This window comes from Arenimonas sp. (assembly GCF_044348765.1).
GTDB lineage: Bacteria > Pseudomonadota > Gammaproteobacteria > Xanthomonadales > Xanthomonadaceae > Arenimonas.
Genome location: NZ_JBIKSE010000044.1, coordinates 1 through 12,358 on the forward strand (window position 1 = coordinate 1; position 12,358 = coordinate 12,358).

Annotated in this window: 11 protein-coding genes; all 11 read left to right on the forward strand. The window is 56.2% G+C overall.

The annotated features are described in order from the left end of the window. Positions 1–575: polyprenyl diphosphate synthase (gene uppS / locus ACIQ0Q_RS07410; RefSeq protein WP_395772304.1), on the forward strand; the 575-nt coding region annotated here is incomplete at its 5' end. Then, on the forward strand, positions 572–1,396 hold the full coding sequence (locus ACIQ0Q_RS07415) for a phosphatidate cytidylyltransferase (RefSeq protein ID WP_395772305.1): 825 nt from the start codon (positions 572–574) through the stop codon (positions 1,394–1,396). The genes uppS and ACIQ0Q_RS07415, both read left to right, overlap by 4 nt. Further along, positions 1,378–2,550 carry a 1-deoxy-D-xylulose-5-phosphate reductoisomerase gene (locus ACIQ0Q_RS07420; RefSeq protein WP_395772314.1) on the forward strand — a complete coding sequence of 391 codons (1,173 nt, stop codon included), beginning with the start codon at positions 1,378–1,380 and terminating at the stop codon, positions 2,548–2,550. Before ACIQ0Q_RS07415 ends, ACIQ0Q_RS07420 begins: the two co-directional genes overlap by 19 nt. A gap of 3 nt (positions 2,551–2,553) precedes the next feature. Then, positions 2,554–3,891 carry an RIP metalloprotease RseP gene (rseP, locus tag ACIQ0Q_RS07425; protein WP_395772306.1) on the forward strand — a complete coding sequence of 446 codons (1,338 nt, stop codon included), beginning with the start codon at positions 2,554–2,556 and terminating at the stop codon, positions 3,889–3,891. Between the two features lie 30 nt (positions 3,892–3,921). Further along, complete coding sequence (gene bamA / locus ACIQ0Q_RS07430) at positions 3,922–6,438, forward strand: outer membrane protein assembly factor BamA (protein WP_395772307.1); 2,517 nt, start codon at positions 3,922–3,924, stop codon at positions 6,436–6,438. A gap of 6 nt (positions 6,439–6,444) precedes the next feature. Beyond that, positions 6,445–7,455 carry a UDP-3-O-(3-hydroxymyristoyl)glucosamine N-acyltransferase gene (gene lpxD / locus ACIQ0Q_RS07435; protein ID WP_395772308.1) on the forward strand — a complete coding sequence of 337 codons (1,011 nt, stop codon included), beginning with the start codon at positions 6,445–6,447 and terminating at the stop codon, positions 7,453–7,455. A 3-nt stretch (positions 7,456–7,458) separates the two neighbouring features. After that, a complete protein-coding gene (gene fabZ / locus ACIQ0Q_RS07440; RefSeq protein WP_395772309.1) occupies positions 7,459–7,929 on the forward strand; it encodes a 3-hydroxyacyl-ACP dehydratase FabZ in 471 nt (156 codons plus the stop codon). Beyond that, positions 7,926–8,699: an acyl-ACP--UDP-N-acetylglucosamine O-acyltransferase gene (gene lpxA, locus ACIQ0Q_RS07445; RefSeq protein ID WP_395772310.1), complete on the forward strand. Its 774-nt coding sequence runs from the start codon at positions 7,926–7,928 to the stop codon at positions 8,697–8,699. The genes fabZ and lpxA overlap by 4 nt, the downstream gene beginning before the upstream one ends. A 6-nt stretch (positions 8,700–8,705) precedes the next feature. Continuing rightward, on the forward strand, positions 8,706–9,836 hold the full coding sequence (lpxB, locus tag ACIQ0Q_RS07450) for a lipid-A-disaccharide synthase (protein WP_395772311.1): 1,131 nt from the start codon (positions 8,706–8,708) through the stop codon (positions 9,834–9,836). Beyond that, positions 9,836–10,411 carry a ribonuclease HII gene (locus ACIQ0Q_RS07455; protein ID WP_395772312.1) on the forward strand — a complete coding sequence of 192 codons (576 nt, stop codon included), beginning with the start codon at positions 9,836–9,838 and terminating at the stop codon, positions 10,409–10,411. Before lpxB ends, ACIQ0Q_RS07455 begins: the two co-directional genes overlap by 1 nt. A 91-nt stretch (positions 10,412–10,502) precedes the next feature. Further along, a partial coding sequence (gene dnaE, locus ACIQ0Q_RS07460) for a DNA polymerase III subunit alpha (protein WP_395772313.1) occupies positions 10,503–12,358 on the forward strand: 1,856 nt, incomplete at its 3' end.

The following is a 12,358-nucleotide window of genomic DNA, read 5'->3' on the forward strand; positions in this document are numbered from 1 at the left end:
ACATCGGCAGCCTCACTCTGTTCGCGTTTTCCAGCGAAAACTGGAATCGGCCGCCGGAAGAAGTCAGCACCCTGATGAAGCTCTTCCTGCGCATGCTCGATACCGAAATCGAGGAGCTGGATCGACGTGGCGTGCGCATCCGTTTCATCGGCCAACGCAGCGACTTCGCGCCAGAAATACGCGAAAAAATGATTTGGGCGGAATCGCTGACAGCCGGTAATGCCACACTCAATCTCAATATAGCCGGCAGTTATGGGGGGCGCTGGGATATCGTCAATGCCTGCCGGGCCCTGCTGGCATCATCTCCGAGTCCGCAAGACATCACCGAGGAAAGTCTGGGTCGGCACATGGCACTAGCCGACCAGCCCGATCCAGACCTGCTGATACGTACCGGTGGCGATATCCGCATCAGCAACTTCCTGCTATGGCAGATGGCCTACACTGAATTCTGGTTCACCCCGACACTTTGGCCGGACATCACCCGTGATGTTCTGTTGCAGGCTGTTGCCGATTTCGCCGGGCGCGAGCGCCGTTTCGGTCTAACTAGCGCACAAGTTCACGGAGAGCAGGCATGACCCACCGCAAGCGCATTCAGTCAGCCCTGTGGATGATTCCACTGGCCATCGCCGCCATCTGGTTCCTTCCGACGCCATGGATGGGGGCATTGATGGCCCTTCTGCTTCTGGCCGGTCTGCATGAATGGTGTGCGCTGGCCGGCCTGGATCGGACTCAGGCCAAATGGAGCTATCTGGCCGCCAACGGCGCACTGGTTGCCTTCATTGCCTGGACCGATGGTCCCGCACACCATAATTTAATGACGGCGATGTTCGTCGGCGGCGCATTCTGGGTGTTGGTTCCGTTATGGCTATGGAAATTCGATTTTGCCCGTGAATCCTGTAATCGTAATCGATTCGCGAAATTGTTGGTCGGTATGCTGGCCTGCGTGCCGGCTTGGGCGGCACTGGTCTGGATTCATGGCAGTGATGGCGGTCCGGCATGGACGCTGTTCGCCATCGGCCTGGTCGCCGCCGCCGACAGCGGCGCCTATATTTTCGGTGTCAATTTCGGAAAACATAAGCTCGCTCCGAACATCAGCCCGGGGAAAAGCTGGGAGGGTTTCTGGGGCGGCCTGGGAGTAACGCTTGCACTCGCATTGGTCTGCATGCCCTTGTTCGATGCCCCTTGGTCCGATTTCTGGCGTTACGGCCTACTCGGTCTGTTGACCGGTGTGTTCTCAGTTTTCGGAGATCTTTTTGAAAGTCTGATGAAACGACATGCCTGCATCAAGGACTCCAGCGCCTTGATTCCGGGACATGGCGGCCTGCTTGACCGCCTCGACAGCATCGTTTCCGGTCTCGTGGTCTTCGCTTTGGTGAAATACGGCCTGGCGCTATGAAAAGCCTATGCCTGCTCGGAGCGACCGGATCCATCGGTCAGTCAACCCTGAAACTGGTCGATCAGCATCCGGATCGTTTCCTGATTAGGGCCTTGTCGGCCCATACCCAGGTCGATGCCTTGATTGATTTGTGCCGCCGTTACCGGCCTTTACAGGCATGCATTGCCGATCCGGTCCTATTTACCGCCTTGCGGGATGGCCTGCGCGCCGAAGGACTAGCAACCACCCCGCTTGCTGGAGCCGAGGGTCTGCAGGACATGGCGGCAGATCCTGGATCCGACACCGTCATTGCGGCGATTGTGGGCGCTGCCGGTGTCGCCTCGACTTTCAGCGCCGCACGCGCCGGGAAACGCATTCTGCTGGCTAACAAGGAGTCCATCGTTCTGGCCGGACAGCTTCTGATGAAAACCGTCGCAGACTATGGCGCAGAATTATTTCCGGTCGATAGCGAGCATAATGCGATTTTCCAATGCCTGTCCGCCCATGGCGGCCGCGCCGGCGTCCGGCGCCTGATTCTGACCGCCTCGGGCGGTCCGTTTTTGGGAAAAACCCGTACGGACCTTGCGGCGATTACGCCAGAGCAGGCCTGTCGGCATCCGAAATGGTCGATGGGGCGCAAGATTTCGGTGGATTCCGCCACCCTGATGAACAAGGGACTGGAAGTCATCGAGGCGCATCATCTGTTTGGCATGCCAGCCGACGCCATCGAAGTTGTCGTGCATCCACAGAGCATCGTGCACTCCATGGTGGATTATTGTGACGGCTCGGTACTCGCGCAACTGGGCGAGCCCGACATGCGTACCGCCCTCGCCTATGGCCTGTCATATCCCGACCGTATCAATTCCGGTGTGAAAGCCCTCGATTTTGGTCAACTCGGACACCTGGAGTTTCAGTCTCCAGATACCGACACATTCCCATGCCTGGGGCTCGCCTATGCTGCCATTAGCCGTGGCGGAAATGCTCCTGCCGTGCTGAATGCCGCCAATGAAGTGGCTGTCACGGCATTTCTTGAGGGGCGGCTGCCCTTCCTGGCTATCGCCGACATCGTGGCTCAGAGTCTTGATGCTGTGCCATGGGAACCTGCGGTAGATTTGTCTGTCTTAATGGCAAGCGATGCCGAAGCACGCCGCTACGCCAACCACCGAATTCACTAAAGCATGCCCGACTTCATCAGCCCACTGTTCTGGTACCTCCTCACCATCGGCATTCTGGTGACTGTGCATGAGTGGGGGCATTTCGCCGTTGCACGCCGTTGTGGCGTAAAGGTTTTGTGTTTTTCGGTCGGCTTTGGCCGTGCGTTATACAGCCGCATCGGCAAGGATGGCACCGAGTATCGGCTGGCGCTGATCCCTTTCGGCGGTTACGTGAAAATGCTGGATGAACGCGAGCAGGAGGTAACGGCCGAACTGCAAGCTTATGCCTTCAACCGGCAAACGGTCGGAAAACGCTTCGCGATCGTTGCCGCCGGCCCATTGGCCAATTTGATTTTATGTATCGCTCTGCTCTGGACCGCATTTGTCCTTGGCGTTCCTGAGTTGCGTGCATTGCTCGGCCCATCCACAGGCCTGGCCCAAGAGGCCGGTTTTGAAATTGGCGATGAACTGATTGCGATTGATGGCACGCCTGTGCAGGCCTGGAATGATGCTTTGCCGACCCTTGCCTTGGCGGCAATGGATCGCCGTCCGATTGACATTCAGGTGACAACGCTCGCGGGCAGCCCCGAAAACCGACGGCTTGCGCTCAATGCACTGCCAGAAGACTATACGCAGGATCGCTTGCTGCAGGAAATTGGTTTCAAACCATTTTTTGCCGAAGCCCTGCCAATCATCGGTCAGATACAGAAAGCCGGGCCGGCGGATGGCGCTTTGCGGCCCGGAGACCGCATTACCGCTATCGAGGGTATTGCAATCGCGCAGTTCGGGGATATTCCGAAGGTCTTGGCGGATAAATCGAGTAGCGGTCGGAATCTACGCGTCGAGGTTCTTCGTGACGGTGTCTTACTGGCATTTCTGATTGCTCCGGTACAAGTCAGCCAGGATGGACAAACACTTTGGCGCCTTGGTGTTGGCAGCCTGAATGCGACCAAAACGGTGCAATACAGGCCACTGCAGGCTCTTCCGGCCGCATTAACAAGAACCTATGATATGACCCGGGACAGCCTTGCGGTCATCAAGCGGCTACTGACCGGCGCCGCGTCCGTTGACAATCTGTCCGGACCCATCGGTATCGCCCGTGCCGCGGACAGTCAAGCCAGCTGGGGAGTATCGCCGTTTCTCGGCTTTTTGGCTGCGATTTCGCTGGCATTGTGTATCATGAACCTGTTGCCGATACCGCTTCTCGATGGCGGACATCTGCTTTATTTCGCCTACGAATGGGCAACCGGCAAAGCGCCCGCGGAAAGTGTTCAGGCCATCGGGCAGTACATCGGCATCTTTTTACTCGCCGGACTGCTGGGAATAGCCATTTTCAATGATTTTTTTCGTATCATTTCATAACAAACCCGAGTATCACCATCTGGAACCCCGATGACCCCTTCAAATCTCCGTAAAAGCCTGCTGTGCCTGTCCCTGGCAATTGCATTGAGCCAGCCCGCACAAGCCCAGATGACCGAGACGTTCGTGGCCAGCGATATCCGGGTCGATGGCCTGCAGCGGATTTCCGCCGGCACGGTATTCACCTATCTGCCCATCGAAAAAGGCGACATGGTCAATTCCTCGAAAACTACCGAGGCTATCCGGGCGCTATACAAAACCGGATTCTTCAGTGATGTGCGTTTCGAACGGCAAGGTAATATTTTGGTTGTGAATGTGACAGAACGTCCCAGCATCAACACACTGACGCTCAAAGGCAACAAAGAAATCAAGACCGAAGATTTACTCAAGGGGCTAAAGGGCATTGGACTGAGCGAAGGTGAAATCTATAATCCACTCAATCTCGACCGCGTTACCCAGGAACTTCTGCGCCAATACAACAATAAGGGTAAATACAACGTCGTCATCGTGCCAACCGTCAAGGAAATCGACCGTAACCGCGTCGATGTTTCCCTCGACATCACCGAAGGCAAAAGTGCACGTCTGCGTGATATCAATATCGTCGGCAACACCATTTATGCGGACGATGTGATCCGAGAAGGCTGGGAATCCAATACCAGTAACTGGCTATCATGGTACAAACGGGACGATCAGTACTCAAGGGAAAAACTCTCAGGGGATCTTGAAAAACTGACCGATTACTATCTGGATCGTGGCTATGTGGATTTCAACGTCGAATCGACCCAAGTCACCATCAGTCCTGACAAGAAGGACATGTTCCTGACCGCAAATGTCGTTGAAGGCAGGATTTATAAAGTAACCGGCGTTTCCGTCAGCGGAGAAACCATTGTTCCAAAGCAAGATGTTGAAAAACTGCTTCTGATAAAGACTGGAAATACGTTTTCAAGGCAACTTCTAACCGCGACCACCGATCGCATCACCGCAATGCTAGGCAATATCGGCTATGCGTTCGCCGAAGTCGATCCAGTGCCGACAATCAGCCGCGACGATCAGGAAATCAGCATCGACTTTGTGGTCAAACCCGGGCCACGCGTGCAGATCCGCCGCTTGGAAATCAAAGGCAATGTCCGTACCGCCGATGAAGTCGTACGCCGCGAGCTGCGCCAGTTCGAAAACACCTGGTATTCTCAGGCCGCGCTCGACCGATCAAAAATCCGCCTTCAGCGTCTCGGCTTCTTCGAAACCGTCGAAATCGAGCAGGAACCTGTTGCGGGCCGGCCGGACCAGGTCGATGTCTTCATCAACGTCAAGGAACGCAACTCCGGCAGTTTCGTGTTCGGACTGGGTTACCAGCAGCTTTACGGCTTGACCGCATCTGTGCAGTTGAGCGAAAACAACTTCCTCGGTACCGGAAACCGGATGTCGGTCGTAGTGCAGAACAACAGCTACTCCAAGCGCACCAGCTTCTCCTATACCAATCCATACTTCACCGAAGACGGTCTGAGCCTGGGCTATAACGTGTCCTACAGCGACTACAATCAAGGCGATTTCAATACAGCCCGATACACATCGACCAACTTTAATGCCGAAGCTGTCATGGGTATTCCTCTGAGTGAAACCGACAGCGTCCAGCTAGCTTTGGGCTACGACAAAATCGATCTCACTACCACTGTAGGATCGACACCTCTGCCGCTGATCGAGTACCTCGATGACGTACTCGGCGCACAGCCTTATTTTCCTTGTTTCGACGTTGATGACGACAATAATCCTGATACACCCGCGACCGATGATGACGGCAGCATCGGTCCCGATCAGCAGACCTGTGGCTTCAACCAAACCTGGCCTGTCAAACAAATTCGCGCCCAAGCCGGATGGGGTCGTGACTCCCGCAATGATTACCTGCTTCCGACCCTCGGCACCTACCACCGCGTGGGCGCCGAGTTCTCCTTCCCAGGATCTGATATCGCTTACTACAAGCTGAGCTACCAGTTCGAGCACTACCGTCCGCTTAATTCCTGGCTTGTTTTGAAAATAGGTACAGACTTGGGGTATGGTGACAGTTACGGCAATACCGGCGATGCCGGCATGCCGTTCTTCAAGAACTTCTACGTTGGCGGCCCACAATCGGTTCGCGGCTACGAGGCGAATACTCTCGGGCCGAGCTACGGCAGCTGTATCCCGGTTGCTCCGTCCACTACCTGCGTACCATCCTACCTTCAACCGCTCGGTGGTTCGCTTAAAGTCGCCGGCACATTCGAGCTGCTGTTCCCGAAACTGTTCAATGCACGAGGCACTCGCTTGTCGGCATTCCTCGATTACGGCAACGCATTCGCCGGAAGCTTTGACTACAGTGGCTATACCGATACCACCATTGGTGCCGTTTTCGGGGCAGATAAAATCAATTTCAGCGCCCTGCGTGCTTCCGTCGGCGTGGCCTTGCAATGGCAGGCTCCAGTTGGTCCAATTTCGATAAGTTATGCAATGCCATTGAATGACGGTGAATTCGATCGAATTGAACGTCTACAGTTCACCTTCGGACAGCAGTTCTGATACGTCATGCTGACCCTGAAAGCACTTGCTGATCGCTTCGGTCTGGACTTCCGGGGTGATGCGGACACCATCATAACCGGCATCGGCACGCTTGCGGATGCCGGCCCAGGTCAACTGGCGTTTCTCGCCAACAGCAAATACACCGCGCAACTGTCCGACACCCGGGCCTCGGTGGTGGTGGTTAGCGAAGCCGATGCCGCTGCCTGCCCCTGTGCCTGTCTCATTAGCCAGAATCCTTATACCAGTTTCGCCTTGATTACCGCCCTGTTCGACGACGGAGATGAACTACCGGAAGGAATCCACGCAACCGCCATAATCGATGCCACGGCGCACATCGGTACCGATGTACGGATCGGCCCCTATGCGATCATCGGTCCGGACTGCGTCATCGGCGATCGTAGCCAGATCCATGCCCATACTCATATTGGCCGCGGCTGCAACCTGGATACAGATTGCCTTCTGTTGCCAAAAGTTACTCTGGTCAAACGTGTCCATCTCGGAAAGCGCGTCCGCATCCATTCCGGTGCGGTCCTGGGTGCGGACGGGTTCGGCATCGCCTTCCATCAGGAGCAGTGGGTCAAAATCGCGCAACTCGGCGGCGTCCGAATCGGCGATGATTGCGAAATCGGTGCCAATACCACCATCGACCGCGGCGCCATCGACGATACCGTCTTGGAAAACGATGTCCGGCTCGATAACCAGATCCAGATCGGCCACAATGTCCGCATCGGCGCACACACCGCCATCGCCGGCTGTGTGGCTGTGGCCGGATCGGCCCGGATCGGAAAGTACTGTCTGATCGGCGGCGCGGCCGGTATCGTCGGTCACATCGAAATTGCCGACAAGGTGACCATCGGTGCGATGAGTCTGGTCACCCATTCGCTGACCGAAGCAGGCGAATACGCCTCAGGAACGCCGATTCAGGCCAAAGGCGATTGGCGCAAGAACGCCGCCCGTTTCAAGCAGCTTGATGCAATGGCCCGCACACTCAACACACTGAAGAAAAACGGGGACTAACCCATGCCTTTCGATACCTCCAAATTACCGGTCGATGCCGTCTGCATCCAAAGCCTGCTGCCGCACCGTTATCCCTTCCTGCTGGTTGACCGCGTTACGGAGCTTGTGCCGGATACGCGCATCCGCGCCATCAAGAACGTCTCCATCAACGAGCCTTTCTTCAATGGTCATTTTCCGGGTGTGCCGGTGATGCCTGGCGTGTTGATATTGGAAGCATTGGCTCAGGCTGGCGGCTTGTTGACGCACCTGAGTCTGATGCAAGACGGCTGTACCGGCAAGGAAGGAAAACTGTTCTATCTGGTCAAAATCGACAACGCTAAGTTCTCTAAAATGGTGGTGCCTGGGGACCAGCTCGAGCTGAATGTCGAGCTCAAACGCAAGATCCGTAATATGGCGCTCTATCACGGCATCGCCTGCGTCGATGGCAAGCAGGTTGCTTGTGCCGACATCCTTTGCGCTGAAGGTGATTCATGAGCATTCATGTGACTGCGATTATCGATCCCAGTGCTCAACTGCATGCCAGTGTCGTTATCGGCCCCTATAGCATCATCGGCGCGGATGTGATCATCGGCGAAGGTACCGAAATCGGTCCGCATTGCGTCATTACTGGGCCGACGCGGATCGGCCGCAACAACAAGATCCATTCGCATGCAGCACTGGGCGGGGATCCGCAGGACAAGAAATTTGAGGGGGAACGCGGTGAACTGATCATCGGCGACAACAACACTATCCGTGAATTCACCACCTTTAACCGCGGCACCGGTGATGGCGGTGGCGTGACACGGATCGGCGACAATAACTGGATCATGGCGTACGTGCACATCGCCCATGACTGCATCGTCGGAAACAACACCATTTTTGCCAACAACGCCTCGCTAGCCGGCCATGCCATCGTCGAGGACTGGGTGATTATGGCTGGATTTTCGGGTGTGCACCAATTCTGTAAGATTGGCGCCCATGCCTTCGTAGGCATGGGCAGCCTGATCAGCGCCGATGTTCCACCGTTCGTGATGACCGGCATGCAATACGCACAGCCCCGCAGCATCAATACCGAAGGACTCAAGCGCCGCGGCTTCAGCCCTGAACGGATCAAGCAGATTAAATCCGCCTACCGCACCGTGTACATGTCCGGCAAGCCTTTGGCGGAAGCCAAAATCGAATTGCAGGCCCTGGCACTTCAGTCCGAGGACGTCCGTCAGATGCTCGATTTCATCGAATCCAGCACCCGTGGCATCGCGCGCTAAAGTACCATGAAAATCGCGCTCATCGCCGGCGAAGAATCGGGCGACCTGCTCGCTGCCGAGCTGATAGCCGCACTGAATGCACGTCGGCCCGGAATTCGATTCATCGGTATGGGCGGTCCGAAGATGCAGGCCCAGGGCCTTGATTCCTGGTTCGATTACAAAACCCTTTCGGTGATGGGATTCATCGAAGTGCTTCGCCATCTTCCCGCGCTCCTGAAAATCCGGAAATTACTATCTCAGCGTTTACTAGCGGAAAAACCAGATCTGGTTATCGGTGTGGACGCCCCGGATTTCAATCTCGGGCTAGAAAAATCCTGCAAACGTGCCGGTCTACGTACCGTGCATTTCGTTAGTCCATCGGTCTGGGCATGGCGTGAAAAACGCGCGGCCCGAATCGCCGAGAGTTGTGAACAAGTACTGTGCCTGTTCCCGATGGAACCCGCTATTTATGCCAAATATGGGGTGGATGCCCGATATGTTGGCCATCCCTTGGCCGACCGCATTGCCTTGGAGCCTGACCGCGATGCTGCACGAACACTGCTGCTATTGCCGGAGTGCAGGCATGTGGCTATTCTGCCGGGTTCCCGTGTTTCGGAAATCGACCGACTGCTGCCAGTATTTCTTCAGGGGGCCTCGTTGCTTCATGCGAACATGCCTGAGCTTAACTTTCTGATTCCTGCTGCCAACGTCCTTTGTCGAAGTAGAATCGCCGAGCATCTGCAATCCCACCCCTTGCAGAACACTCGCATTCTGGATGGTCAAGCCCAGACCGCAATGATTGCTTCCGATGTGGTCCTGCTGGCCTCGGGTACGGCGGCTCTGGAGGCTATGCTGTGCAAACGTCCGATGGTAGTGGCCTACCGCGTCTCAGCCATCACCTATGCAATGGTGAATGCACTCGGCCTGATCAAAATTGAACGGTTCAGTTTACCCAATGTGCTTTCAGGGCAAGACCTAGTACCCGAGCTCATACAGGATCGATGTACACCGGAAGCAATTGCCAGTGAGTTACAGACCCTGCTCGAAGGTCAAGACAATGCGACATTGATGGCTCACTTTGAACGCCTGCACAGGGATTTGCGCCGCAATGCCGGTGACGCTGCTGCAGCCGCAGTACTTGAGTTACTGGCCAACTAATGATTACCGCAGGTGTCGATGAAGCCGGACGGGGTCCTTTGGCTGGACCGGTGGTCTGTGCTGCTGTCATACTGCCGGCCGACGATGGCCTGATTGGACTTGATGATTCGAAAAAAATCAGTGCATCACGGCGTGAGCAACTTTTTGATGCCATTATTGCGGCCTCCGGGTCTTATTGCATCCGTTTCATCGATGCGGCCACCATTGACCGTATGAACATCCTACAGGCCACCCTGCATGGTATGCGCCTCGCAGTTCAGGGTCTGAGCCCCGCTCCGGAGCTGGTATTAATCGACGGCAACCGGCTTCCAGCCGACCTGCCCTGCCCGGCGCGCGCACTGATCGGCGGTGACGGTCTTGAACGTTGCATCATGGCCGCGTCCGTTCTGGCCAAAGTTAGCCGGGACCGTTACCTCCGGGAACTCGATACCCGTTATCCGGCCTATGGCTTCGCTCGCCATAAAGGTTATCCTACCGCCGAGCATCTGGCCGCATTACTGCGCCACGGACCCTGTCCGGAGCACCGCCGCAGCTATGGCCCGGTCCAGCAGGCCGTGCTGTTTTCACCGGACTGAAACAGAACTCCGGGGACCGGGAAATGACACCTGTCAAGCCTTGTTATCGCCGTCCAGTCGGATAAACTGAGAGCTCGTTTCAGGCGCGCCCATGACCCCCACTTTCGTTCATTGCCATCTGCACAGCGAGTTCTCGTTGACAGACTCCACCATCCGTCTGCCGGAACTGGTTGCGCGCTGTGCTGCACTGGGAATGCCGGCCGTTGCCGTCACTGATAATTGCAACCTGTTCGCTTTAGTCAAGTTTTTCAAAGCCGCCGAAATGGCCGGCATCAAACCCCTTGCCGGTGCCGATCTTTTTCTTGATAACGGTCAGGGCGGGTATTTCCGCATCACAGCGCTGTGCCAAAACCGAAAAGGCTATCTGAGCCTATCCAAACTGATTTCCAGGGCTTACTTGGAGGGCCATAGCCGGGAAACACCGATCATCGCCGAGGAGTGGCTGTTTGCCGAAAACGAGGGGCTGATACTCCTGCATGGCCGCCACAGTACGCTCGCACATTTGCTGCAGCAGGAACACAAAGCGGAAAATGCGGCGCGGATTGCGGAATGGTTGAGTCTGTTTCCGCGGCGTCTGTATCTGGAAATTAGCCGACTCGGACTGCCTGAAGAAGCGTCCTACAACACCCGGGCCATTGCATTCGGCTACCGTCATGAAGTGCCGCTTCTGGCCAGCAATGATGTGCGCTTTCTGGATGTCAACGATTACGAAGCCCACGAAGCGCGGGTCTGCATTTCCACCGGACGTGTACTGGATGATCCGAAACGTCCGAAACTCTACAGTCCTGAGCAGTACCTGAAATCCCCGGAAGAGATGGCGGCGCTGTTCGCCGATATTCCGGAAGCTGTGGCCAACAGCGTCGAGCTGGCCAAACGCTGCAACCTCGAACTGTCGCTCGATACCTACTTCCTGCCCGACTTTCCGGTTCCGGAAGGCCATACCCTTGATAGCTGGATAAGCAAAGAAGCACACGACGGCCTTGCGCGTCGATTACAGACCTTTCCGCTAGCCCCCGGGCATGATCACACCGCCTACCAGGCACGTTTGGATTTGGAACTCGGCGTCATCAGTCGCATGGGGTTCCCAGGTTACTTCCTGATTGTGGCGGACTTCATCAACTGGGGAAAATCCCAGGGTATTCCGGTCGGTCCGGGCCGTGGCTCCGGTGCCGGCTCGCTGGCGGCCTGGTCACTCGGCATCACCGATATCGATCCGATCCGTTATGACCTGCTGTTCGAGCGCTTCCTCAACCCGGAACGTGTATCGATGCCCGACTTCGACATCGACTTTTGTATGGACCGGCGTGATGAAGTCATCGACTACGTCGCCCGCAAATACGGACGCGACAAGGTCAGCCAGATCATCACCTACGGCACCATGGCCGCGAAGGCAGTCGTGCGGGACTGCGGGCGGGCACTCGGCCTGCCCTACGGTTTCGTCGATTCCATCGCCAAACTGATTCCGATGACGCTCGGCATCAGCCTGGATGACGCACTGGGTCTGTCCGAGGCCGCCAAAAAGGATTCCTCGCTGGCATCGGCCGAACTGATTACGCGGTATCACAGTGAAGACGATGTCCGCGATCTGATCGATCTGGCGCGTAAGCTCGAAGATCTCACCCGCAATGCCGGCAAACACGCCGGTGGCGTCGTGATCGCCCCGACCCCGTTGACCGACTTCACCCCGCTGTACGCCGAACAGGTGCATGCCGGAGAAACCGCAACTGGCATCGTCACCCAATTCGATAAGGATGACGTAGAAGCAATCGGTCTGGTCAAATTCGACTTTCTCGGCCTGCGCACATTGACCATCATCGACTGGGCGGTAAAGGCCATCAATGCCGAGCGCCGTATCAATGGACAGGAAGCCATCGATATCCTGGCAATTCCGCTGGATGACGCCGAAACATACCGCCTGCTTTCACAAGGTCTGACCACGGCGATATT